Origin of the sequence: Colwellia marinimaniae, from assembly GCF_002207865.1 — a bacterium.
GTDB lineage: Bacteria > Pseudomonadota > Gammaproteobacteria > Enterobacterales > Alteromonadaceae > Colwellia > Colwellia marinimaniae.
In genome coordinates this window covers 89889-116343 of the sequence record NZ_BDQM01000006.1, presented here as the reverse complement: position 1 = coordinate 116343, position 26455 = coordinate 89889, and the positions used below count along the sequence as shown (strand labels likewise).

Annotated in this window: 22 protein-coding genes; 7 read left to right on the top strand and 15 right to left on the bottom strand. The window is 36.9% G+C overall.

Features of this window, described 5'->3' with window-relative positions:
- Positions 1 to 75: 75 nt before the first annotated feature.
- Entirely contained in the window at positions 76 to 471 is a 396-nt protein-coding gene (locus tag MTCD1_RS05795; protein WP_057183401.1) for a hypothetical protein, read from the bottom strand.
- Between the two features lie 322 nt (positions 472 to 793).
- On the opposite strand from MTCD1_RS05795, the gene MTCD1_RS05790 reads away from it, so the two are divergent.
- Positions 794 to 1234, top strand: coding sequence for a DUF4399 domain-containing protein (locus tag MTCD1_RS05790; protein WP_057183402.1), 441 nt, complete (start codon positions 794 to 796; stop codon positions 1232 to 1234).
- A 245-nt stretch (positions 1235 to 1479) separates the two neighbouring features.
- Positions 1480 to 2241 carry a hypothetical protein gene (locus MTCD1_RS05785; protein WP_057183404.1) on the top strand — a complete coding sequence of 254 codons (762 nt, stop codon included), beginning with the start codon at positions 1480 to 1482 and terminating at the stop codon, positions 2239 to 2241.
- A 130-nt stretch (positions 2242 to 2371) separates the two neighbouring features.
- Here the strand turns inward: MTCD1_RS05785 and gorA are convergent, their stop codons facing one another.
- Together gorA and MTCD1_RS05775 are read right to left on the bottom strand one after the other, a co-directional pair.
- Positions 2372 to 3739: a glutathione-disulfide reductase gene (gene gorA, locus MTCD1_RS05780; RefSeq protein WP_057183597.1), complete on the bottom strand. Its 1368-nt coding sequence runs from the start codon at positions 3737 to 3739 to the stop codon at positions 2372 to 2374.
- Positions 3740 to 3911: 172 nt separating this feature from the next.
- Positions 3912 to 8486: an EAL domain-containing protein gene (locus MTCD1_RS05775; protein WP_057183406.1), complete on the bottom strand. Its 4575-nt coding sequence runs from the start codon at positions 8484 to 8486 to the stop codon at positions 3912 to 3914.
- A 249-nt stretch (positions 8487 to 8735) separates the two neighbouring features.
- Here MTCD1_RS05775 and prlC point away from each other — a divergent pair, with 249 nt between their 5' ends.
- Both prlC and MTCD1_RS05765 read left to right on the top strand, forming a co-directional pair.
- Entirely contained in the window at positions 8736 to 10787 is a 2052-nt protein-coding gene (gene prlC, locus MTCD1_RS05770) for an oligopeptidase A (protein WP_057183408.1), read from the top strand.
- A gap of 194 nt (positions 10788 to 10981) precedes the next feature.
- Positions 10982 to 11710, top strand: a complete 729-nt coding sequence (locus MTCD1_RS05765; protein ID WP_057183410.1) for a DNA-3-methyladenine glycosylase I — start codon at positions 10982 to 10984, stop codon at positions 11708 to 11710.
- A 91-nt stretch (positions 11711 to 11801) separates the two neighbouring features.
- Here the strand turns inward: MTCD1_RS05765 and MTCD1_RS05760 are convergent, their stop codons facing one another.
- The 7 genes from MTCD1_RS05760 to MTCD1_RS05730 form a co-directional block, all read right to left on the bottom strand.
- Positions 11802 to 12803, bottom strand: a complete 1002-nt coding sequence (locus tag MTCD1_RS05760) for a HipA domain-containing protein (protein WP_057183412.1) — start codon at positions 12801 to 12803, stop codon at positions 11802 to 11804.
- A complete protein-coding gene (locus tag MTCD1_RS05755; protein WP_057183414.1) occupies positions 12800 to 13150 on the bottom strand; it encodes a HipA N-terminal domain-containing protein in 351 nt (116 codons plus the stop codon). The genes MTCD1_RS05760 and MTCD1_RS05755 overlap by 4 nt, the downstream gene beginning before the upstream one ends.
- Entirely contained in the window at positions 13143 to 13445 is a 303-nt protein-coding gene (locus tag MTCD1_RS05750; protein ID WP_057183416.1) for a hypothetical protein, read from the bottom strand. The genes MTCD1_RS05755 and MTCD1_RS05750 overlap by 8 nt, the downstream gene beginning before the upstream one ends.
- A gap of 673 nt (positions 13446 to 14118) precedes the next feature.
- Positions 14119 to 14535, bottom strand: coding sequence for a helix-turn-helix domain-containing protein (locus MTCD1_RS05745; RefSeq protein ID WP_057183418.1), 417 nt, complete (start codon positions 14533 to 14535; stop codon positions 14119 to 14121).
- A complete protein-coding gene (locus MTCD1_RS05740) occupies positions 14532 to 14843 on the bottom strand; it encodes a type II toxin-antitoxin system HigB family toxin (protein WP_057183420.1) in 312 nt (103 codons plus the stop codon). The genes MTCD1_RS05745 and MTCD1_RS05740 overlap by 4 nt, the downstream gene beginning before the upstream one ends.
- 141 nt (positions 14844 to 14984) lie before the next feature.
- On the bottom strand, positions 14985 to 16415 hold the full coding sequence (locus tag MTCD1_RS05735; protein ID WP_057183422.1) for a mannose-1-phosphate guanylyltransferase/mannose-6-phosphate isomerase: 1431 nt from the start codon (positions 16413 to 16415) through the stop codon (positions 14985 to 14987).
- A 167-nt stretch (positions 16416 to 16582) separates the two neighbouring features.
- Complete coding sequence (locus tag MTCD1_RS05730) at positions 16583 to 17719, bottom strand: GNAT family N-acetyltransferase (RefSeq protein WP_057183424.1); 1137 nt, start codon at positions 17717 to 17719, stop codon at positions 16583 to 16585.
- 269 nt (positions 17720 to 17988) lie between these two features.
- Between MTCD1_RS05730 and MTCD1_RS21165 the strand changes: the two genes are divergently transcribed.
- Positions 17989 to 18129, top strand: coding sequence for a hypothetical protein (locus MTCD1_RS21165; RefSeq protein ID WP_159459900.1), 141 nt, complete (start codon positions 17989 to 17991; stop codon positions 18127 to 18129).
- An 86-nt stretch (positions 18130 to 18215) separates the two neighbouring features.
- Here the strand turns inward: MTCD1_RS21165 and MTCD1_RS05725 are convergent, their stop codons facing one another.
- Positions 18216 to 19118, bottom strand: coding sequence for a glycosyltransferase family 2 protein (locus MTCD1_RS05725; RefSeq protein WP_057183426.1), 903 nt, complete (start codon positions 19116 to 19118; stop codon positions 18216 to 18218).
- Between the two features lie 509 nt (positions 19119 to 19627).
- Here MTCD1_RS05725 and MTCD1_RS05720 point away from each other — a divergent pair.
- Positions 19628 to 20599, top strand: coding sequence for a glycosyltransferase family 2 protein (locus tag MTCD1_RS05720; protein ID WP_082606615.1), 972 nt, complete (start codon positions 19628 to 19630; stop codon positions 20597 to 20599).
- A gap of 110 nt (positions 20600 to 20709) precedes the next feature.
- Here the strand turns inward: MTCD1_RS05720 and MTCD1_RS05715 are convergent, their stop codons facing one another.
- The 4 genes from MTCD1_RS05715 to MTCD1_RS05700 all read right to left on the bottom strand — a co-directional run bounded on the left by MTCD1_RS05715 (position 20710) and on the right by MTCD1_RS05700 (position 23980).
- Entirely contained in the window at positions 20710 to 21456 is a 747-nt protein-coding gene (locus tag MTCD1_RS05715; protein WP_057183429.1) for a sulfotransferase family protein, read from the bottom strand.
- A gap of 89 nt (positions 21457 to 21545) precedes the next feature.
- Positions 21546 to 22130 carry an acyltransferase gene (locus MTCD1_RS05710; RefSeq protein WP_057183431.1) on the bottom strand — a complete coding sequence of 195 codons (585 nt, stop codon included), beginning with the start codon at positions 22128 to 22130 and terminating at the stop codon, positions 21546 to 21548.
- A gap of 98 nt (positions 22131 to 22228) precedes the next feature.
- Positions 22229 to 23437: a TIGR03087 family PEP-CTERM/XrtA system glycosyltransferase gene (locus tag MTCD1_RS05705; RefSeq protein ID WP_057183433.1), complete on the bottom strand. Its 1209-nt coding sequence runs from the start codon at positions 23435 to 23437 to the stop codon at positions 22229 to 22231.
- Positions 23438 to 23710: 273 nt separating this feature from the next.
- A complete protein-coding gene (locus tag MTCD1_RS05700; RefSeq protein WP_057183435.1) occupies positions 23711 to 23980 on the bottom strand; it encodes a hypothetical protein in 270 nt (89 codons plus the stop codon).
- Between MTCD1_RS05700 and MTCD1_RS05695 the strand changes: the two genes are divergently transcribed.
- The gene (locus MTCD1_RS05695) at positions 23979 to 26285 is read left to right on the top strand and encodes a PKD domain-containing protein (RefSeq protein ID WP_057183437.1); all 2307 of its coding nucleotides are present in this window, start codon (positions 23979 to 23981) and stop codon (positions 26283 to 26285) included. The genes MTCD1_RS05700 and MTCD1_RS05695 overlap by 2 nt on opposite strands.
- The last annotated feature ends 170 nt before the right edge of the window (positions 26286 to 26455 follow it).

Genomic DNA, 26455 nt, shown 5'->3' with positions numbered 1-26455 from the left:
CAAGTGGCTTAATTGACCACTTGCTCTGTCTTATTAAAAAATGGGCGAGCTTAGTCGCTCTGGGATAAATAAGAATTAAACGATGGGAGGGCGAGAGTCTGGACTGAGTGGTAAAGAGTTAAATAGTACGGTTTTATTGCTTACTTGCTTATCAATAGTCTTGGATAAATACACTGGCGAGGAAAAATCTAAGTAGAGCAAGTTACTGTGATGACAATGATTCGTATGACAATCAGGATGATCGGCATCGCTATGCACTGATTTACCATCAAGTGCTTGTATTTGAAAAGCTAAGAGCTCGGCTGCACTATGGTGATCACTGTCTTGGTGGCTATTTGAATGAGAGTTTTGATGAGCAGTCAAATGCGAATTTTGCTGAGCGTCATTCTGGCTAATACTAATCGCGGCGATCGCATTAACCGATTGCAGGACAATCAAGATAATAACAAGATAACAGCATAAGATACGCACAAATTAAATCCACACTACAAGGAGAATGACGGTTTAGCAACAGCTTATTCTAGCAAAACTGTATAAATAATAACAACTATTTTACCACGAAAAATATCTACCCGTTTTAATAATAGCCATTATTACCGCTTATCCCACTGTCATTAAGTTTGTTAACTTACTGTGCTTAGGAAAAACAATTCCGCACAAGTGGCCGATAATTGTATAAAATTGTTATAACTATTGACTGGTGTATTGAGTAGCGCTATTTTTATCACAACCCTATAAAAATCAATTAAAATAATCAATTGAAACTATTTACTTTAAATAAGCGAATTATATTATGAAAAAACTTGTGCAATTATCACTGTTAACTTTGGCTTTAAGTCCTGCGCTATTAGTCGCTGAACTAGCTAACGCTAGTAGTATGCCGCAATCTGTTGCTCCGGCGAGTGCTAATGTTTATATTATTTCACCAAGCGATGGTGCCACAGTGTCAGCTACCTTTACGGTGAAATTTGGTTTAAAAGATATGGGCGTGGCGCCAGCGGGTATGGAGAAAAAAAACACCGGTCATCATCACTTATTAATCGATAAAGACTCGCTGCCAGCCTTTGATATGCCTATGGGTGGTGACGTGAAACACTTCGGTGGCGGACAAACACAAACGACTTTAACTTTACCTAAAGGCAAACATACGCTACAGCTGATTTTAGGCGACCATCACCATATCCCTCATAAACCCGCGGTTGTTTCTAAAAAGATAACCATTACTGTTGAGTAAACTAGCTTTAAGTAAAAACCGTTAGAGATACAAAAGCCCCTAATACCTATGTTCAAATAAGTATTAGGGGCTTTTTCTTAAGCAAGATTAACTGGCTTTTATGGTATAAAATCAACAGCTTTATTTTATCTTAAATAAGAATTATTTGACTTGATAACATGTTAAATAATTGTTAACTTAGCCACGTTAAAATAAATACCCTGCGCCAATTCTCTTCACTTAGGCTCAGTTTAAAAGGAGGTTTTATGATTAGGATTAATACAGCTATGACACTGTTAATGGTGCTATTTTTAGCTGGCTGTTCTAATGGTGGTGTGTATGTATCTTTATCTAATACACGTTTAGATAACCCTGAGGTGAGCAGTAAACCATTACAAGTAAACCTTGCTTGGAGTAATGGCAATCGAAAATACTTAATGATAGAAAAAATTGCTGAGGGTGACTATGGTAATGAAGGCACGGGTTTTGTACGTGCTAGTATCACCACAATACCTGGATTAGCGTTATCCGTAAATGATGGCGCAGGCTCGGTATTACACTTTGCTGCTAAATATCAATTTTATGGCCAATATAGTGACCAATCAAAAACAGGTAATATTTCCCAAGCAATTACCTTAGGTTACGAGAAGAAAAAAACCAAGGGCACTAGTACTACTGGGATAGAAAGTGACTATGGCTATACTTATGATGATGATAGCTCTTGGCAGCATAACACTGGTATTTACGATGTTGCTTGGATTGTCGGTTATAAATTATCACCACACAACATTATTTACGGCGGCCCATTTTATCAATGGGGTACTTTAAAAGGCAGTAAAAACTTCTCTAGTGGTGTTAGCAAAAACCTCAATAGTAACGGCAGCAGTATCGGCGCGAATATAGCCATTGAACATCGATTTACTTACGGCTTGGGTGTCGGCGCCGAACTGCTTTATTCAAGTAGCAATTGGGCTGGTTATCACTCATCGGATAGCGCTTTTAACTTTAAAGTTGATTTTCAGTTTTAACCGTTAATACGGCGAGAAGTTATCCCACTTAGTAGCGAATGTTAACTGCATTCACTAAGACCATAATAGCTCAGCTCATGGATATATTTTCAGCATAAAGGCGAGCAAGCTTACCTTTATGCTCTGTTACTTAATTCAAGGTAACAAACTCTTCCGCACTGGTAGGATGTATGGCAACTGTGTTATCAAAATCAGCCTTGGTGGCGCCCATTTTCATCGCTACCGCAAAACCTTGTAATAATTCATCGCTACCAAAGCCAATACTATGCAAACCCACTACTTTTTCTTCACTGCCAGCACAAATTAATTTCATCCGAGTAGGATCACGATAATCCTCGGTAATAGCTTGATAAAGCGCGGTGAACTGTGAGTTATATACGGTAATATTTTCTTCACCGTACTCAGCAATAGCCTCATCTTCAGTTAAACCGACGGTAGCTATAACCGGATGACTAAATACCACGGTAGCGATGCCAGAATAATCTAGATGTTCATCGGGTTTATTATTGAATAAACGTTCACATAAACGGCGACCCGCAGCAACAGCTACCGGTGTTAACTGCGCACGGCCAGTGTTATCTCCGACCGCATAGATACCGGCAACATTAGTGTTTTGATATTTGTCAGTGATGATAAAGCCACGCTCGTCGAGTTCGACCCCGGCCGCTGCAAGGTTAATATTATTGGTAGCTGGCTCACGGCCTATGGCCCAGACTAAAGTGTCTACCGGCTCTAATGACTTACCATTAGTAAAATGAATAACTAAACGACCATCACTCATTTTTTCAATGCGCTCTGGTGTGCTGTGATTGTGTAGTCTAGGACCATGTTTAGCCATGTGCTCAACCAAGGTATCACTCAACATGTCATCAAAACCACGTAATGGTTTTTCTTTACGTACCACTAGGTGAGACTCTGTGCCCAACGCTTGAAAGACACCGGCTAATTCAACGGCAATATAACCAGCGCCAATAACAGCAACACTTTTAGGTTGCTCTGTTAAGGCAAAAAAGCCATCGGAATCGATACCATACTCGGCACCTTCGATATTAGGAATAGCAGGACGACCACCAGTGGCAATAGTAATGTGATCAGCGGTGATTAACTCACCATTGACTTCCACGGTGTTTTTATCAATAAACTTGGCAAAACCTTTAATGACAGTGACATTATTAGCATCAAAACCACGCTGATAGGCCGCATGAATTCGTTTTATATATGCTTCGCGATTTACAACCAACTTGGCCCAATCAAACTGAGATTCACCTTGATTTAGCTGCTGACCGAAACCGTAATCTTTGGCATATTTTAAGGCATCGGCTATCTGTCCGGCATACCACATGGCTTTTTTCGGCACACAACCAACATTTACACAGGTACCGCCAATGTGTTTTGCTTCGATAACGGCTGCTTTTTTACCTAATTTTGCTGCTCGGTTAGCCGATGCTATACCGCCACTGCCACCGCCAATGGCAAGGTAATCAAAATGTTGTGTCATGGTATTACTCATTAGTTAGTGTATTATTTAAATTAGTTAATGTATTACTTAAGTAGGATGTGGGCGCAAAAAAGACTTTATTCAAGGAGAAAAGCATAATATTTATAGCCGCTCTCAGTACTGGGCTGCTAACGTTTGTAAATTAACTAGGGATATTAGTTGTATCGAACGCTCAAAAACCCCGAGTAGTAGAGATAATTTCTGTTTTATTTAACAACAGATTTTGCATAATTTTCTCCGGCGGTATTGGCTTACTATATAAATACCCTTGTATATAATGGCATTGTTTGGCAACTAGATAGTGCAACTGCTCAACCGTTTCCACACCCTCAGCAATGCAGTACATGTTAAGCCTTTTGGCTAAAACTAACGTGGTATCAACAATCGCTTCATCGGCTTCATTAATGCCAATACCAGCAACAAAACTGCGATCTATTTTTATGATATCTAAGGGTAATTGTTTTAAATAAGATAATGACGAGAAGCCTGTGCCAAAATCATCTAGCGCTAAAATCACGCCAAGTTCCGATAATTTACGCATAGTGGTTATGGCATTTTCAGGTTGTAAAATTAACGTACTTTCTGTTATTTCAACGCGTAAACTTTTGGCTGGCAATTGGTAATCGGCCAATAATTCACGAATATATGAAACAATGTCCGCTTCAACAAAGTGTTGTACCGAAAGGTTTATCGACACGTAAAAATCTGCTCGTATGGCATGCCACTCTTTTAGATGTTTACAAGCCTGTTGAAGTGCAGACTCTGTCATAGTGATAATTAAATTTAGCTCCTCTGATAAAGGAATAAAGTCATTAGGTGGCACTAAACCCGTCGGTGTTTGCCAACGCATTAACATCTCTACACCTACCGCCTTACCGGTATGTGCATCAATTATTGGTTGGTAGTGATTAATGAACTCCTTATTTTTTACCGCTAATTTTAACGCCGACTCCTTACTTAAGCGCTCCATGGCATCAATGTTCATTTGTGCAGTATAAAACTTAAAGTTATTTTTCCCTGCTTGCTTGGCATGATACATAGCAACATCAGCATGGCGTAACAGCTCGTCTGAGTTATGACCATCATTAGGATATAAAGCAATACCAATACTGGCGCCAACACTGACAATATTCTTATCTAAATCTACGGGGTTACCAATGACACCAATAATTTTTTCAGCTATGCTGCCCAGTTGATTATTATTAGCAAAGCTCTCCAATAGAACAACAAATTCATCACCACCAATACGTGCCACCGTATCATCTATTCGTAAGACACCTTCTAAACGCTTAGTAATTTCTTGCAACAACAAATCACCTTTATCATGCCCTAAGGAATCATTCACTTGTTTAAAGCGATCTAAATCGATAAAAAACAGTGCCAATGATTTTGTTTTTCGGTGGGAAAAGTCTATTGCATGTTTAATACGTTCAAGCAATAAAGTACGATTAGGCAATCCCGTTAAATGATCATAATTTGCTAATAACCTTAATTCATTTTCAGCACTTTTTTGTGCACTAATATCAGTTAATACAAACAAATAATGCAAAGCGTTACTCACTGAGTTTCGGCCTACCGTCACATTGATAATAACGTGGTACTCGCCCTTATTAGGGGTCTCGATTAACTCCTCGCCACGCCAATGTTCACCTTCATTTAAAGACAGCATTAATTTATGGTAGAAACTGCGGCGTTTTTGACTAATACCTAATAATTTCGCATTAAAATCAAACTCTTCTTCGGGCCAATCAAAAACAACTCGCATTGATTTGTTTGCCGTTACTTTCGATATTTTTTCATCAATAATAAATACCCAGTCTTGAGTTTGCTGAAATGCATCACCGTAATATTGCGCGCGCTCTTCGTTAGCACGAGACTTGGTAATATTAGTATAAGAACCCGTAACTCTAATGGGGTTATTATTAGCATCTACCGCGACTGTTTTTCCTAAGTCTTTGTACCAAAGCCACTGACCATCTGCTGTTTTCAAACGATAGGTACAAGAAAAGTTATCCTCTAAACTGGCGCTGCTAATAAATAATTGCCAGCTACGAAGAAAATCATCATGATCCTCAGGATGAATAAGGGCAATATGCTTTGAAAAACTATAAAATAACGCTTCTTCTTTGTAGCCTAAATCTAACACAATGCGTTTACCGAACATTAGATTTTCATCAGCTTGCCAGTCCCAAACCTCACTATTACTACCCGTTAAGGCTAGTTGTAAACGATTTTCTCGATACTTAACTTGCTCATGCGCATCAAGCAACAACTGTTGCTGGCCTTTACGATAACGATACCAAGTTAGCGTCATTAGTAGGAACACCATGAAATAAAAAGCCAATGCCAAAGGTGAACGCCAAGGAGCAAAGCTGACGTTAAAGTTAATATGTACGGGCGTTGAATATTCTCCCGAGTAGGGTGACTTAGCCTGAATAGATAAGGTATGTTTGCCTGATGCTAGGCTAGGAAAGGTAATATGGCCTTCTCTAGTTGCGGGGTAGTCAATATTATTTATCCCCGTCACATGATACTTATAACTGATGTTTTTCTCATTGCCATAAGAAAAGGTGGAAAAATCAATGCGAATACCTACATCATCATAGTGAAGGTTAATAACGGCATTATCTTCAATGGTCAAAGGTAGGGCTAACTTGCGGGATAACAATGCTACAGCGGTCACTTTGACGTTAAAGTTTTCGCTATGGTGTACTTTTTTTAGTTTTAACGGCTCGAAAATACTAATACCTTCCATTGAACCATAGACAAAACGACCATTGGGTAATTTTGCATAAGCCCTACCATTAAATTCAGTTGCGCCAAGGCCATCTTTACGGGTGAAATGACTGATATTTTGACTATTGGAGTCCAACATAAATAAACCATTATGGCTAGAGAACCAGATATCTCCTGCCTCATCGGCCATTACACCGTAAATATTATTACCAATAATAGAATTGCCTTTATGGTAGAAATATTGCTCTTTAAAGTCAGGCAAGGTTAAACCAACCAGACCTTTACCACTAAAACTCAACCATAATATTTGATTTTTATCTATGGCCCAGTTATCGATAGAGGTATATTCTCCGGTTAATATGCCTGACAACTTATAAAGCTGTACAAACTCTCGTGTATTCGCATTAAAACCCCATAAACCATCATTGCTTGTTAGTAAAAACCAATCACTATCAGGTAAGGAACCTAATAAAGACAATAATTTTTCAGGAGGGAACTGTTCGGAAATTTCACTTAAAGTATCTATTTCATTGGTGCTTAAATTTATTTTAAAGAGTCCTTTTTCATTTACTAACCAAATAAATTCGTCTTCTTTTAATATGTCATACTGCTCCACTGCAAGCAGTTGATTAATTTCATTATTAAAGGGTAATGCTAATTCTATCCCTTGCTTTTTATCAAATAAATACACACCTTTAGCAGTAGAAATAAGTAGTTGCTCAGCTGTCAAAGCTAACAGGCTATAAATATGACTTTTGGTGTATATACTTTTAGAGTCATTATTCACTAAGTATCGGGTAACACGCTGTTTTGCCAAATCAATTAGATTCAAACCATTAGACGTTGCAACCCAGAGAAAATCATCATTTAAGTCATCAGGTAAAGTATGCCAAACTTCGTTATAACTTAAACTAGCTGCATTATTTTTTTTATAACCGTAATTTTTAACTAATTCTCTTCTGGGATTCCATTGATAGGCACCCATAGCCCTTGAACCTAACCAAAAAACACCTTGATTATCTTTAATCAAGGTTGGTATGTTGTCATCACTGATATTGTCAAAATAATCACTAAAACCAAACAAAAATTCACTGCTATTATCGACTGTATTGATCGAATACAAACCTTTATCAGCAGCTATATAAAGAGTATTGCCATCAGACAATGTTTGCCATGCCGCCATATTTTCAATAAGTCGTTGGTAGTTAGGTAATGATGATTCGCCGGTAATATATGCTTTAATATCAGTGACATTGATAGCAAAAAATCCATCGTTAGAGCCTAGGTATAAGGTCTGATTAATATCCGCGTGTACGGTATATATTTTGTTGAGCTCTTCAGTGTTCGACTGTGCAGTGATATCAGCGGGTATTTGAGGTAATTTTTTCCAGTGATTTTTCTCAATGTTATAGGCAAAAATGCCTATCTTTGAGCCTATATACATCACACCATCATGCAATGACATTTTAAATAATGCAAGGTCACCGGCTAATTCTGTTGCCAAGTCTATTACTTGCTGGTATTCATTGGTAACTTGATTATAAAACCCGAGTGTTTTAGAGGTTAATAGCCATATTTTATTGTCATTACTGTTAAGCAGATCGGCAATATAATAGTTTGAATTGGACGAGCTTTTTATTGGTATATGCCGATAGATATTAGTTTTAGGGTTATAGCTATAAAGTTTTCGACCATCAACATTTAACCAAATCAAACCATTTTTATCTTCAAGTAACGTATAGATAGCAACATCTTCAAAACTATTATTTGGCCCAGGCAATTGCCTAACTTTATTACCATCATAGATATTGACGCCATTTTCTGTGGCTAGCCATATGAAACCGGTTTTATCTTGGATAATTGCATGAATACTACCCTGTGATAAACCATCATCAACAGATAGGTGGTCTAAGGAGAGATTTTTTATTGCGGCATAACTGGTTGGCACCATGAAAATGGTAAGTAATACACTTAATATTAATAACAGGGTAATAAGTAACTTCTTAAACATAATCACTCAACAACAAACTTAACCAAAAAAACCCAACGATGCTACAAACTATAACGTCTTTGTGTTTTTGTGCAAATGAAAAGTTAACTAAAAAGCGGCTGTTAACAACAAGTTAACTTACTCAATAAAATAAAATGATAACAAGAGGTAATCGAGTAATAAATATTTTATAACTATTGCTGCAATTGCCTTGAATAAAGCCTCCCTCAGTCTTACATCACTAATAACATAAACTAATTTTTAAGTATCATGACCAATCCATTATTAGTATCTAGCGAACTGCCTGCCTTTGCAAAAATAAAACCTGAGCACGTAAAACCTGCTGTAGAACAAGCCATTAACGATTGTAAAAAAGTTATCGAGCAGGTTCTCGCTGACAATGAGCTATTTACCTGGCAAAACCTAGTGTTGCCCATTGATGAGGTAGACGATGTGTTAGCTAAGTTATGGTCACCGGTTTCCCATATGAACTCAGTGGTGAGTAGTGATGAATTGCGTGCAGCTTATGAGTCTTGTCTGCCACTTTTATCTGCATATGGTACTTTTGTTGGTCAACATGAAGGTTTATATCAAGCCTACCTTAGCGTTAAAAACAGTCAGCATTTTAAACAGCTAGATACCGCCCAGAAAAAAGTAATCACCAATGCTCTGCGCGACTTTAAATTATCGGGCATAGCGCTAAATGATAAAGATAAAAAACGTTATGGTGAAATAAAGACGCGTTTATCTGAACTCAGTTCAAGTTTTAGCAATAACGTACTCGACGCCACCCAGGCTTTTAGCATAACCATTGAAAATAAAGCGCAGCTAACCGGCTTACCTGAAAGCGCCTTAGCAGCAGCGCAAGAGTTAGCTAAAAGTAAAGATAAAACCGGTTACAGTTTCACCCTAGATATTCCAAGCTACCTACCAGTGATGATGTATTGTGATAATACTGACTTACGTGAACAGCTTTATACTGCCTTTGTTACCCGTGCCTCAGATCAAGGTCCTAACGCCGGTGAGTTTGATAACAGCAGCATTATGAATGAATTACTAAGCTTGAGACATGAGCTAGCGACTTTGCTCGATTTTGACAACTATGCCCAACACTCATTGGCAACAAAAATGGCAAAATCTACCAGTGAAGTGATGGCCTTCCTGGAGAACTTAGCCCTTAAATCACAACAGCAAGGTAAGCAAGATTTTAAAGAACTAAGCGACTTTGCTGCCAGTGAATTTAAGCAAGATAACTTACAGGCTTGGGATTTGCCTTATTACAGCGAGAAATTAAAACAAAGTCGCTATGCCATTTCAGACGAGCAATTACGGCCATACTTCCCGAAAGATAAAGTTGTCTCGGGTTTATTTGCCGTAGTGCATAAATTATTTGGCCTAACGATCAAACACCGAGCGGGTGTTGATGTCTGGCATGACGATGTTAACTTCTATGATGTATTTGATAAAGCCGGAGAAAAACGTGGTAGCTTTTATTTAGATCTGTATGCGCGCGAGAAAAAACGCGGTGGCGCTTGGATGGATGACTGTGTTGGTCGCAGCCAGAAAGCTGATGGTTCGATTCAATATCCGGTTGCCTATTTAACCTGTAACTTTAATGGTCCTGTCGGTGATAAGCCGGCGTTATTTACTCATGATGAAGTAGTTACCCTATTCCACGAGTTTGGTCACGGTCTTCACCATATGTTAAGCCAAATAAATGCCAGCAGTGTTGCCGGTATTAATGGTGTGCCTTGGGATGCGGTTGAGTTGCCGAGCCAATTTTTAGAAAACTGGTGCTGGCAACCCGAAGCACTAGCCTTTATTTCTGGCCATTATGAAAGTGGCGAGGCATTACCTCAGGAAATGTTAGATAAAATGTTAGCCGCCAAAAATTTCCAATCGGCTATGCAAATGTTACGTCAACTCGAGTTTAGTATCTTCGATTTTACTATGCATGAAAGTTATGACGCCAAAGCACCGAACAATGAACAACACATTCAACAAACCCTCAACAGTGTTAGAAGCCAATATTCGGTAGTACAAGCACCTGAATTTAATCGTTTCCAACATGGCTTTAGCCATATCTTTGGTGGTGGTTATTCCGCCGGCTATTACAGCTACAAGTGGGCAGAAGTATTATCCGCTGATGCCTTTAGCTTATTTGAAGAGCAAGGTATCTTCAATGAGCAAACCGGCCAGTCATTCTTAACGAATATCCTCGAGAAAGGTGGCAGTGAAGAGCCTAGTGCATTATTCCAAAAGTTCCGCGGTCGAGCACCTGAGATTGATGCCTTGTTACGTCATTGTGGTATTGAAGCGTAATAAAGACCTAGAGCCAGTATTTGTGGCATAAAATTCGTCATCTCCGAAGTGTTTTGTTGGAGACCCATGCATGATTGAAATCCAAACCATGCGCGATTAAAATCCCGCCTACGACATTCACTCGTAGGCGGGAACTTGTTCGCGCTTACTTATCTTTGCAATGGCAGAAAACTACTCATTTTAATTAAGAAACTATGACTCACGAATCATTTAAATCATTATTTAAACGCGCTGCCGAACGAAAAGGTGGTGTTCCGGCACTTAAAACTTTATTAGGGAAAAAAATCCTTGGTAAAAAGTTGCTCGATGATACCGCAGCACAACAAAGTATCGCCGAGTTAAGCGATGACCGTATCCTTGCCGCTTTTACCAAACAAATTTTCAAATCAGGTTTTGTCTGGCGGGTGGTCGAAAAAAAATGGCCTGACTTTGAAGAACATTTTTTCAATTTCAACCTAGAAAAAATAATGATGATGCCAGAAGAAATGTGGGAACGAAAAGCGGCTGATCCTAAAATAATTCGTAACTTTAATAAAGTTAAAACCATTCAAGCCAACGCACAAATGATGTTCGATCACCACATTGATACAAATACCAGTTTTGCTCAGTTTATCAACGACTGGCCAAGTACCGACATTATTGGTTTATGGGCTTACCTGAAAAAGCACGGTCAACGCTTAGGCGGTAATACCGGTCCTTATGCCTTGCGCTTATTAGGTAAAGATACTTTTATTTTAAGTAGCGATGTTGAAGCTTATTTAAGAGCCCAAGAAATTATTGATGGTGGTTTACAAAGTAAAAAAAGCTTAACCGCTATACAAGCACACTTTAATAAATTACAAAGTGAAAGCGGCTATAGCTTAACGCAACTGAGCCGCTTGATTGCTTTTTCTTGTGGTGATAATTATGTGCAGGTAGGTTAAACCGTAAAGCGTAGTGACTAGAACAGAAAGTCTTTATATTCTAGTCACCGCTATGGTAAATCTACATACTCTCTCTACTTTAGATCTCTGCCTACTCAATTATTTTTCTTTCCATTACCTTACACCGCTCGATGATACGATTCATAATGGTGTCCTGCATGTCACCACTTAGGCTTGAAAGTGTTAACACGTTAGGGGATACTTTTCTGATCCTAGCTACAAAATCTAAAATCACCTGCTCTGCAATAATTGAATCTACTCCTAACGAGGTTAACAATAAGATAAAGTCATGTTTGGTATAGTCGCTGTATATTTCATAACGGGAGCTGAATACACCATCAGTTTCAGATTCTAACAGCGATAATGAAAGGTATTCTGTGTCATATTTAGGGTACGGAGCCACACTTAACACATCATATAAAGGCGTAAAACCATCCATCATAGGCGATTTACTGGTTGGTTTTCGTTGCAGTGAAAAGTTTTTCAGGTGCAAGTCATTATTGCCAACAATATAAGAAAAGAGTACCAACCTTGTTGCATATACCGAGAGTGCAATTGCCCCGCCACAGGCATCAACCATTGTTTTTATACACCTTTCGTACGAAAGCGCATCACTGCCTTTATTCATAGGGTGTACATCACAAATACTGGCGCCATCTTCTACAAATATCTTTACGCCTTTCTTACTGGTTAAATCGAATCGTTTAGTGACATAGACCAGCTCACCATCTTCAAAGGGGGCAATAGAGCATTTAGCAACCTTAAAACCAAGCCTTGCTGCTATCTTCATGATGGCATGTTCATTTTCAGATAATTGTGAAAAATCTTTAGGTGTGGGTTTTACAATATACTCGCCTTGATTGCTCGGCACTAAAATTCCTTTTTCAAGGGTCATGAACATTTTGCGTTGCACACCTGAGATCGACATCCCTTGTGTATGGTCTATCACCATGTCGTTAAACGACTCCGACGTACCTTTTACGGTTACTGGCTTCGTTAACCCGTACATAGACTTAAGGTGTGCAGTTGAAAAGCCTTGTTGGAGATTTTTTTCAAGGGTAAGTTTTAAACTGCCTTTGCATCCCAAGTTCATACTTGCTCCTCTGTTCTGCTTGTTAATACAGAAATGGCACCAATCAACTCTTTACCGTTCGCCAAGAGCAAGCCAAATGAGTCTGTTATATCGAGTCTGGCTTTTTTTGCCTGATGAGTGCGTAACCATCCCTCAGAAATGAGGTTGGCAAAAAAAGTAGGGAAAGCATCAAACGCAAAGGGTTGCTCGCTTAATGGCAAGTGGTGCCCAATTGGTGCGCCATTTTTTAGATAAGCCGCATCATATTTGAAAAGGTAGCTCACTGTTTTTAAATCGTTAAATTCTTGCAACACGCCAGCAAAAGAGCCATTACAATAAATATATCCTTCGCGGCTTGGTTTAGACATTTTTACGTCCTATAAATAATTCAAAGCCAACAACCGCACCGATTGATACAATTGTGGTCATAGACGCTTTTTCAGGTTTTTTAAGTGCACTTGTCAGTGTCGTTGAGGAGATATTGGCCAGCAGACAGATATCGCTTTTCTTTATGCTATTATCGATACAAAAGCGATCTACATACTCACCTAACTCAGACAGCGTAAATAATTCTTTTGATTTATCCATGTCTGCTGCAATGTCTTTGAGCATACTTTTAACGGTGTCCAGTGCATTAACTGCTGACGCTATATTTTGCTTCACTATGAACTCCAAGAAAATCATGTTTCTGTCATTAAATATTAGAGTAATCTAAAATATCTTTGATGACAATATTGAATTCAAATATATGTGATTATTTTTGTATTTTTCTTTCTAAAATCAAAGATTATTATTAATAACCTAAGTAATTCAATTAATAGTATGAATAGTGAATGTTTGACCACTGAAATCTAAGTATTTTAGCATTAGATATTTAAAGAGGTTTTTTACGTGCTCGCCGTCCAAACCTTTTCATGTAATACCAGTTCCATTCATTAGGTGATCTATTTTATACGTAGAAAGAATTGCCAAATACAAGGCATTTACTTTAATAACTAGTTGTTCTAATTATTAAATAAATAACGAAGTAGTTGGTCATTTTAGCAAGTAGAAATGATCACATAGTTAGTGAGATTGGTATAAGGATCGATAGTGAGTCGGCCGCAACAACTTGATAGCAGTGAGCTAGTAAGTTGCTTATTGGGTCTTTGCGATATTTACTGTTAGTTTTAGTTACGCTGAGAAAGCGGTATTAGGTGATCGCGATGCATGAGAATAGCAATAGTTATGCCTACGGCAATGATAAATAGCCCTGTAGAGCCGCTTTTAGGCCATGTTCAATAATCCATGATTTCATTTCCTTATTATTGGATATTTGCAAAAGGGCTATTTCCCCTTAGATGAAAGTTTGTGGAGGAACGTTAAAACGTTCTGATAACTTACGAATATGATTAAGATTCAATGGACGTTTTTCATTTAATATCAGAGAAACAAGACTTTTTTTACCGATTTCATTTTCAAAATCAGTCGTATTAAGTTTGTGCTGATCCATTAAAACCGATAAAGCCGCAACGCCTGAATTAAGTTGCTTCAATCTATCATTAAATCCTTTAAATTCTTCGGCTGAATCTTCATATTTATCAATGCTAATACATAACATATCAATCAACGGCTCATGCTGATCATAATCTTCAATAAGCTGCTCCATTAGCTCTAATGCTTTAGCATGCTCAACTTCGTTGTTAATCCTTAAAATGAAACTCGCTTCTGCTGCAATGTGGCTTAATCCCTGCTCAATACGTTGTAAATTCATAAATCACCTCTTGCATATTTTTCACATAATTTATCGTAATCCGGGTGGTTAACAACATGCTTAACAAACATCTTCCCAGCCCTAAATTCAATGAATGCCATCAATCGAATGTTATTACCTGAAATATCGATCACGTACCATTTATCTTTATATTTGAAGTTATCTAAACTACTAAAATAAGCTTTTAAATCTTCTGGTGTCTTGCATTCCACCTTCCTTAATAGATCATAAGCTTGCATTATTGCCTTTGCATATTTTGGGTATTTATTCGCAGCATCTTTAAACGGTTTTTTTGAAATAACGTGCATTAAAATTCTTACTAAGTTTACAATATGCAAACTATAACGCACCTAATTTCGGTTTACAATATGTAAACCGAAATTGTTTACAAAGAGTTCCTGAGTTAACTACATAGTCATATAAATTTATATGACGCACCATTAGTTTGACTAAACTCGACCATACCTATCTTCAAAACGAACGATGTCATCTTCGCCTAAATAGCTACCCGATTGCACTTCAATCATTTCTAACGGTAATATTCCAGGATTTTCTAATGCATGCACAGCACCAACGGGGATATACGCCGATTGATTCTCTGTTAATAGCACTGTTTTATCATCTATGGTTACTTTTGCGGTGCCCGAAACAATAATCCAATGCTCAGCTCTATGATGATGCATTTGCACCGATAACTTAGCGCCAGGTTTTACCGTAATACGTTTTACTTGAAAACGCTCACCACTATCAACGCTATCGTATTTACCCCAAGGGCGATAAACTTCTCGGTGAATAACCGCTTCAGAACGTTGCTCTTTTTTCAGTTGTTCAACAATTTTTTTAACTTCTTGTACTTTATCTTTATTGGCAACCAAAATAGCATCAGGTGTATCGATTATCACTAAATTATCAACACCTATGGTAGCAATAAGCTTGTTTTGACTATGGATATAACTATTAGTGGTGGTCTGTGCAATAACATCGCCTTTAAGGACATTATTATCGTCATCTTTAGGACAAACTTCCCATAAGGCAGAATAAGAGCCGACATCACTCCAACCGGCATCAAGAGGAATAACTACGGCAGCATCAGTTTTCTCCATCACGGCATAATCAATGGATTCACTGGCACAAGCAAGAAAAGCATCCTTATCAGGACGTAAGAAGTCTAAATCTAGCTCAACATTTGCCATGGCTTTTTGACAGTTTTCTAAAATATCTGCACGATACTTAGCTAATTCCTCCAAATAACGTGAGGCTTTAAACAAAAACATGCCGCTATTCCATAAGTATTCACCTGAGGCTAAATACTCATCAGCTATATCCTGATTAGGTTTTTCGACAAATTGTGCAACATCAAAAACACCTGAACTTTGCTCAGCCCCTTTTTTAATATAACCGTAACCTGTTTCAGCATGCGTCGGTACAATACCAAAGGTAACTAACTTACCTTGCTGTGCTGCAATAGTTGCTTGCTCAACCGCTTGATGAAAAGCGACCTTGTCTTGAATAACATGATCGGCGGCTAATACCAGCAATAAGGCATCTTTATCTTTTTCTAAGGCATGAATAGCTGCTAAGGCTACAGCAGGGGCAGTATTTCGCCCTTCTGGTTCAAGTAAAATAGTACCTTGGCTTTGTGATAATTGCCTGACTTGCTCAGCTACTAAAAATCGATGTTCTTCATTACAAATGAAGACAGGATCACAGCTATTTTTAGGCAAGCGCAACAAGGTATCTTGTAGCATGCTGGTATCGTTTACTAGGGGCAGAAATTGCTTAGGGTAAAGCGCACGAGAAAGTGGCCAAAGGCGTGTACCACTACCGCCACACATTATTGCTGGGTAAATGGCTGCAAGAGAAGTTATTTTTGTACTCATATTTATTCCGTTGATGAGATTGAAGTTTAATAGAAAATAATGCGGATATAGTAAACGATACTAATGAATAGTAACACCGCTAGTATATACAGTGCTTTCTTCACGGTGATTTATAAGTTACAAAAAAGCGATAATGCATCATGATTGAAATCGTGTAGACAAAAATGTTATGACTTCAAATACTTAGAGAACATTTGAATTGATCTCATTTTAAAATCTTTTAACTGACGTTCAAGACGCAAAAGAAAATCATCTCGATAATAGCACTTCATTTCTAATCCATATTTTTTATTAGACAATGATTTTTTGTATCGGGCATCACCACCAAGAAAATCATAAGACTCAATCCCTTGTTCAGCATAATACCGAATCGCTTCTGAGTGTAAAGTCAGCCCTATTTTAATTTTATTGTCTGAATTTTGTTGTAAAGCAGACAAGTAAAAATAAACTTTATTGTTATAAACAAAATTGACTAAATAACCCAGCTCTACCTCATCTAAAGTTAACACGGAAATTTGCACCAAATTGTTGGTATTATTAATGGCCATTGATTGATGAAATCCTGCAAATATTGGATTTGAAAAACCACTACCTTCTTTGCTCGCTTGCCATTTATCAATATGAATACTGGCAATTTTAGGATATAGCTCAGCAAGTTTTTGAGGATTTGAAAACACCTCAAACCTTAACTGCCCTTGGCTCTGTAATATTTTTTTACTTCTGGATATTTGCAGGCGGGTATTTTTAGAGAGAACCTTATTTAAATAATCACCTTTAAAGCACGATAAAGAAACAAGATAACCGTTAGTTTGAACGATACTATCCTCTAAAAAATTTAATTTCGCAAAAGAGTTAGTAAAAAAATCAAGTTTTTCAAAGGCGGACAAACCTATAATGACTTCTTTAACAGACGGGTCAAAATCAGCTATAGCCTTAACCATTTCTTCTCTAACAGTTACAGAACAAGACTCATCTAACAGAAAATCATTATACTCAACCCATATTTGATCTTGTTGTTGAATGCCCGTTCGATGTAACCACCATTGTTTTATTGAAAAGCAGCCAAAAACTTTACGCGTTTTTTCAACAAAAAATCCTAAACCGACAACTTTGTCATCATGGTATGCTTCAATAAGAAATAATTTGTCAGTAACTAAATCAAGCCAATTGCCTATCCAATGCCAAGATAAAAAAACACTACAATCAGAATCCCTTTCTAATACCAGCCATTTCTCACCAAGCTTTTCTTTTTGGGATAGTTCAAATGGTTTGACTGTTGTGATATATGTTTTTTTTATAGACATCAATACTCTGTATGGTTAATTTTTTTACTAAATTTTAAAACTTTTTTTACATTTGAATACAATTAATGCAGAATATCACATCATTGATAAATGTTATGAACGTTTAATTCAAAACTAATAATATATCGTTAAGTGCGGTAATAATAAAAGAAAAAACAACCGATAATCTCCTTTATTATTCCTGCGTTTAATGAAAACACAGTGAAATAATAGGTTATCCTATCTGACAGTTACAAATTTCACATCGCACACTATACTAGGACACTAAATTGACTAAGAATAAACACGTCTCTTTTATTATCCCCCACAAAGGGCGAGAAGAGTTGCTTATACAGACAGTTACCTCAATTCTCAATCAAAGTGACGAACAAGCGACTTATGATATTATCGTAGTAAGTCAGAATAAGTAGCTAATGTTAAAAACCGCATTTCAAATTGAAATTTTCTAGTTAATAAAGCTTGAGTTATCCCCCTGTGTCAGGGTTGTTGTATTGTGTTATTGTTTTTTCCATTTACCGAATTGACTAAATATACCGTGCAATATGCCCGTTACTATCGATTTAGACTCTTTAATATGTCCATAACTTTTTAACTCTTTCATTAAATCAACGCTTCTGGTTATGTGCCAATATATTGCTTTGTATTTTTTCAATCCCTTAGTGCATTTTTTCCAAAATAATATTTCATTTCTAGCCATATAATAATAAAAATAGCCTGATCTTACTGTATTACCATCTTTGTTTCGTGATGAGGGGTGGTAAGCTATGGCATTACTTACGGTCCGACAATCATACCCCTCTACTAAAAGGCGTTGACATAGTTCAGTATCTTCCCAATAAGCAAAAAAGTCATCATCGAAACCGCCAACATTCGTTAATTTTTGGACAGAGCCCATTAACACAGTACCATGAATAATTAGCCCTTGCTTTTCTGTAGTATTTATTTGGCTAAGATTATCAATAGTTAAAGGTTCTAATTTAAGTTCTTCTAATCGTGGTTTCATTCCACAAAAATAGGGGACTCGTGAAATAGTATCGTGTAATACTGGAGAAACTAGTGCAGCATTGTATAAATCTAGTTCGGTCTTCATTTTATCAATAGTATCAGTTTCTAACTCTGCGTCTGTATTCAAAAATAAAACTTTATTGAAACCATTATGGTGTGCAAATTTAATTCCAATATTACATGCACCGCTAAAGCCTGTATTTTTTTCTTTACTTTCAAAATAATCAAAAAATTCATTATGCTTTAATAATGCTTCTTTGGAATTTGTAGTACTCTGGTTATCAATTAAAAATACAGAGTCGTTTTTACTTCGTAAAGGAAAAAGGTCCTTAAGACAGGATATTGTTTCATCTTCCCTACGCCAATTAATGACAATAATAAGTAGATCATTCATTATGTGTTCTCGTTTATCTGTTTATTTTCTGTTAGTTAAATACCCCCCCTGTGTCAGGATTGTTGTCGCCTCAATTAATTTTATAAATAAACAGGAGCGGTAAATTAACGTTAGTAGATTATCAAAGGTATTCAAGTCAGTTATAAAGTTTGCAGAGCAAAAAGGTATTAATCTTTCAACCCTGTATAGTTGGCAAAAACAATTCAACACCTAGGTTTAAAAGTGTTATAACAGACAAAAAGAAATGAACATCCTGAGCGATGGTCGAAAGAAGAACGACACTGGCAGCCAATAGGAGTTGTGGAGTTAAATCCAGAACAACATAAAGAAGCGGCTTAACAATTTAGACGACAACTATCTTGAAAAACACAGTTAACTTCCCTCTAATTTTAGTTGTTGATAATAACTACTCGACAATACGGTTGGAATTGTAATAATGAGGTGAAATAATAGGTTATTCTATCTGACAGTTACAAATTTAACATCGCACACTATACTAGGACACTAAATTGACTAAGAATAAACACGTCTCTTTTATTATCCCCCACAAAGGGCGAGAAGAGTTGCTTATACAGACAGTTACCTCAATTCTCAATCAAAGTGACGAACAAGCGACTTATGATATTATCGTAGTAAGTCAGAATAAGTCCCTAATTGAGTTATCAAAACTTGCTGAACAACACAGTAACGTAATCATATCCTTTCAGGAAGATAGCTTGACAATTTCGGCATTAAGAAATGTTGGTGCCGCCAAATCTACGGGTGAGTACCTTGCTTTTTTAGATGCTGACGTAGAACTATCCTCCAATTGGTTAAACGCCATGTTATCAACAATTGATGAGCAAAATAACTGTGTATTAGCTAGTGCCGCACAAGCTAATAGCAAAAATGCCCCTGCCTTAGAAAAAATAAGAACAGCATTGAGTAATGCAGATTTAGACTGCAACGTTAGTTTTTTGCCTGGGAGAAATTTATTTTTATCTCGGAAAATATTTGAAAAGGTCAACGGGTTTCCTGAGCACCTAATAACTTGTGAAGATTATTATTTCACCGACCAAGTAAATCAACTTGGTAACCTTTATTACACATCTGCAGCAACTTATGTACATTTAGGTGAAGATAAGAAATATAAAGAAATGTACAAAAAAGAAATTTGGCGGGGTCAGTCAAACTTACAATCAATTAGTGGGCGTGATATTCCTTTAAGAGAAATCCCGAGTTTCATTATTCCTATTTCTCTGCCTATCCTATTGATTATTTTTTTAGGTGCAATATTTATCAGCAATATGGAACTTGCACTTCTAGCTCTATTTTCCTTTCTGTTGCCGTTCGCACTATATAGCCTAAGGTTATATAAATTGGTTCGAAAAGAAATCAGTTTTTGGCGAGTACTTCAATTCTATGTTACTTACTTTCCAGCAAGAGTCATTGGCACATTAGCAGGTTTATTCAAGTCCTTCTCAAGTTCAAATGTTAAATAGAACCAAACCCTACTGTTTTTAATGTCTTTCTACAAAATTTAGTTAATATTTCGTAAACGTCTGGGTTTCAATGAGTTAAGGTAAAACGTTAAAATCCAGCCCTGAGATAACTACCGACTTTTCCAGGAATTAAAGTTATAGTTTTTTATATAAATTAAAATTGCCTTAATAAAGTTTTTCTTACTAAAGGTTTTACCCCCTATTTTACCTTTATATAAATCACGAAACATCTTTAACGTATAATTAGAATTTAGAAAATTATTTAGTCTGTGAATCTCAGTTTTTGGCTGTTCAACTAATTTATCATAATTCATAGTTATGCTAGGAAAATCACAATCACTCAAATAGCGAATTATTCTATCGTGTGAATCTCTTTCAGATACTTTAAGTTTTGAGTAACTCACAATTTGTCTTTTGTTTATCAAAGAAACCCATAAAGAAATGGGCTGCCGTGAAACAACAATATATTTAATATCACAACATTGGAGTAACTCCCCCCAAAAGCCCATGGTTATCCATAGCCTAGGGTCTTTCCATATCCACCTGCCATGTTGTTGGCAATAATTAATAAATTCAACAAATTTTTTAGTGTCTACTTCGTTGTTGCTTTTTCGAATACGCTCAAATAAATTTATGTCATACCATGATGATTCATTAAGCTCTACACCCAACGTAGCAAGCAATTCATTATTCAATTCAACTAATTTCTCATTTTCATATGTTTCATAATGTCCAGAGGCATTTGACTTAAAAATTGTTTTATCACCTAGCCAATAATCTTTTTGTGCAATAAACCCTGTAACTACCGAGCTACCACTTAGCCCTGTTGTTAAAACTACAATGTTACTTGTTGCCATGCTTTTCCTTTCAATGTTCAAGGGGGTTTTTATAAAAATGTTGCCTAAATGCAAAGAAAACAGATTAAAAATAAGAAAATAATATGCATTTATTCATCTAGCTTCTTAATAACCTTGGCAGGATTACCTGCGACAATAGAATAATCTTCTACATCATTAATAACAACAGCACCTGCAGCTACCACACAATGATTACCCACATTAGCCATAATGAGTGAACCATTACCAAGCCAAGAGCCACTGCCTATTGTTATTTTTTCGAATGAGCCGCCTTGATCTTTAATAGGTTTTGATAAATCTGAAAAATTATGCTGTCCTTTGCCACTCATAATATGTACACCACTACCAAGCAGGGTATCTTGGCCAATTTTACATTTACCAATATTACATTGAGGACCAATATAAACACCAGATTCAATTTGAGTATCGCGCTGAGAAAATAAAACGAGAAAAGATATTACAGCATCGGGGGCACATGTAGTAAGTGTAAATCGATAAAACCCAGCTCTAAGGTACACACCAAGTTTGCCCGGAATAAGGCATAAGAATTGACTAAAACCTGATAACAAGGCATCACCTTTCAAAACCATATTAAAAATAAAGTAAAGCAATGTTATTGGAGACATAGCAACAGCAGCAATAGTAAATAGAATTTTCTTAATTAATATTCTCAAAATAACTTGCGCCTTAATCTATAAATTCATGGTCAATTAATCTGAATGTAGGTCGTACTTTAGTGCGACAAATGTAATTTGTTAGCATAAATTCTAACCTACAACCGACCATTCAACACATCATCTAAAACTTGTAACTTACCTTGCCAAGAGTAATGTTGATGAATTAACGATAATGCATTTTTTTTAATTGTGGCACGAAACACTTGATCGTTTTCTAATTTTTCCACAGCGCTTAAAAACTCAACTTTATTATTAGCAATTAGTATATGTTCATCTTGAACACAATCTATACCTTCAGCACCCATAGACGTTGAAATTACCGGTAAGCCGCACGCAAACGCTTGTAACACTTTATTTTGCACACCACGAGCTAACCTAAACGGAGCAACAAAATAATCTGACTGATGATAATAAGGCAATATATCATCAACAAAACCGGTAACTTCAATACCGGTAATATTTGTTAATTCATTAACCGCCGAAGATGGATTCATTCCGGCAATAATAAACCGCGCTTTTTTATATTTAGACAAAATACTTGGCCAAACCGTTTCAATAAACCAAACCACAGCATCGATATTAGGTTTATAATCCATGACGCCGGTGAACAAAAATACAGGGTCTTCATTTTCAGGGGGGGTCTTTGCTGGAACAAAGGCAGTAGTATCCATACCGTTACCCATTGTTAGTACTTTTCCAACGTTGCTGCAGCGAGAGTTGAATAAGTCAACTTCTGCATCTGCGATGAAAAAACAAGTATCAAAGTCATGGGTTATTTGCTGTTCATATTTTGCTAAAATTCTAGCCTCTCGTTGATAAATCCATTTCATTGGCCAACTTGATGTTTGTGCATATTGACGCCATTTATCAGAATCTAAATCCATAAAGTCCATTAACAAGAGTGGTTTCTTTTCCAATTTTTGAATAGACTTACTTTGGTAGATATATTCTGCCATGGCAGAGCTGGTACAAATAACAACATCAAAACATTCTTGTTGTAATAAACAATCAAATTTATTTTGTAACTCGTTAACATAAAAGTTGGCGACGCTTAATGCTTGTCCTTTTAATAGCCCTTTAAGTAATCTAAGAGGTTTTACCGTTAATGCATGGTTCGTGATATTCTCACAATATTTATCCGCTAACTCTTTAAAATAATTAACATCTTCATGTTGCTCTAAAGGAGCACAAATACTTATTTTATGTTTCTGTTCCGCAAGGTGTTTTAATTGGTTAAAGGTACGGATTTTTTCGCCTTTATTTGGCGGAAAAGGAACGCGTTGAGCGAGAAAAAGAATATTCACGGTTTTTATTACCTAATTTTTCTTATGAACTATATATTTGTAATAAATGATATATTGTTTTTCATTAAAAAAGCAGGATAATTTTTCGTGTTATTGAAATATATTATCCACTCATTAGTCTCGATTTATATTTATTAGCGTATATAATGCATACTGAATCAAATTTGAATGAGCGCTTAGTTTATCGGATGAACTGCTCATATCATGATGTATTGAAAATAAATTAATAAAAGGACTTTTTATTATGTATAAAGGCTTAAACGTTAATATTTCTTATTGTTTATCTAGCTTTCTTTGTTTCATTTTACTTGGCTGTGGAGCCTCCGAAAGTGAAAGTGATGATGTAACACCTGTACCTGTAACACCTGTACCTGTAACACCTGTACCTGTAATACCTGTACCTGTAATACCTGTACCTGTAATACCTGTACCTGTAATACCTGTACCTGTAACACCTGTACCTGTAATACCTGTACCTGTAATACCTGTACCTGTAATACCTGTACCTGTAATACCTGTAACAGATGTTAATGCTCCTCCCATGGTTAGTGCGGGAGTAGATGCTGTTTACAATGAAAAAGATAATATTTTCCTTTACGGAGAAGCTAGTGATATTGATGGAACTGTTGTTTCAACATCTTGGTCTCAGTTAGAAGGTCCGAATGTCACTATTACTAATGATACATCTCTTAAAGCTGAGTTTGTTGCCCCTATTACGCAAGAAACGAAAGTTTTAGCCTTTAAATTATCTGTCACTGACAATTTAGGCGCTAAAAGTTCGTCAACTGTTAACATCACCGTTAATCCCGAGAACCCCGTGAATGAACCTCCTTTAGTGAGTGTAGGTTCTGATTTTGAAGTGAATGAGGAAAGCACTGTAACTCTTTCTGGCGAGGTAAGTGATACGGATGGGGAAGTATTATCAACTTATTGGAAGCAACTTGAAGGTATGAGTGTAGAACTAGATGATGCTTCCTCAGTTAATACAACTTTTATTGCGCCTGTATTATCGTTAGAAGAAGGAGCTCAAATATTAGTTTTTGAATTAACGGTTACAGATAATTTAGACGCGGTAAATACAGATTCAATTTCCATTACTATAAACCCAATTAATGAACCTCCTTCAGTTAGTGCTGGCTCAGATTTTGAAGATAATGAAGGAAACGTTGTAATACTTTATGGGGAGGTAAGTGATACGGATGGGGAAATAGTATCAACTTCCTGGAAGCAACTTGAAGGTCCAAGTGTTGAATTATATTATGCTTTATCAGTTAATCCAACTTTTCTTGCTCCTCCATTACCGTTAAAAGAAGCTCAAATATTGGTTTTTGAATTAACGGCCACAGACAATTTAGGAGCTGTAAATACAGATTCAATTTCCATAATTATAAATCCACTGAATGAAGCCCCCATCGCAAACGCCGGTATGGATAAGATACAAGAACCTAATACAGAAGTAACCCTAGATTGTAGTGAAAGTTATGATCCTGAAGGATTTGAACTGAGTGTCTCTTGGCTACAAATTTCTGGTAGTTATATTACACTTGGTGATAACTCTAGTTGCTTGATCACCTTTGATTTACCGAATACGGAAGACGATTTTGAGTTTTATCTAACTGTTACCGATGACAAAGGGGAAAGTAGCAGTGACACTATAAGCATTACATCAACTATTCTCCCATTATTAACACTCGATAATTTTGAATATCAAGGTGGCTTTCGCTTGTCAGCAGCTAGGTACGGTGTTTCGAATTACTCCAAGTTAGATTATTCTCCCGCAGTTATAGCACTCAGCGAGAGCAAAACATCTCTCTTTGTTGTCAGTCATGACTATGAGCAGGGAATAGCTGAATTTGAAATACCAGAAATAGTCAACACTACAGTCATTAGCGAAATGAATGTTGGTAGTAATGTACTCCAAAGCTTTGAAGCATTCTACGGTAATGCTAGGGACGTTACAGGTATTGATGAGAACTTCAGGCTTACAGGGATGCAGCTTATCAACTCAAAGTTAGTAGTGAACTACATAAATTGGTATGACGGTGACATGAGTGAAACCGACACCACCGTAGTTTTCCAAGATCCGTCTAACTTGGCAACTTCTCCGATAGTAGGCCCATTCCAGTTAGGGGGCGCGGCTCATACAGCAGGGTGGATGACTCCTATTCCTGAACATTGGAAAGACAAGCTAAACGGCAGTTACATTAGTGGCTGGTCGGGAGGTTCAATTAATGGGCGATTATCTATAGGCCCACCTGCATTTTTACTTAACCCTGAAACAGACTTAGTAAACAAAACATCAGGCGGTGCAGTGCCAACTATCCCTGTTTTAGATTTTAACATAGAGCATAAGTTGTATGACACCTCTGTATACACTTATGAAGAAAGCTTACTCCAACCTGTTTTCAATAATACTTATGACGGTAAAAACAACCTCTGGACTGTGCTTTCGGAGGCTACTTACGGGTTTATAGTACCCAATACAAACACCTACGTAACGCTAGGCCACAGCGCAGGACATGAATCGGGGATAGGCTATAAAATAACGCAGGATACAGGGCGGGTGTGCGGAGGCTATTGCCCCCCTATCGCAGCCGATAAATACAACTATGTTTGGTTTTGGAAAGTTAGTGATTTAGTCAAGGTTCAAAATGGTGAAATGCTTTCGTATGACGTAAGACCTTACAGCCATGCAGTATTTGGCACTATCGGTTCAAATGGCGAATTAATGGGCGGTGCTTTTGATCCTGAAAGTATGACCTTGTATGTTGCATTGAAGAAAGGTGATAACATAGCTCCATACGCTAGGCCACCGTTATTTTTAAAATATAAGATTAATGTTGAGTGACATTTTATTTTTGTGGCACCTAAGCAATGTGTAATTATCTAATTCATTTCGATTAAGTCATTACACATTTTCTATAATCAACAACATCAGAGTGGAAAAGTACTTCTGACGGAGTTACAAAAATTTTCACAAGGTTAACTATAAACGTCCGCTAAACCGCACATCTTAAT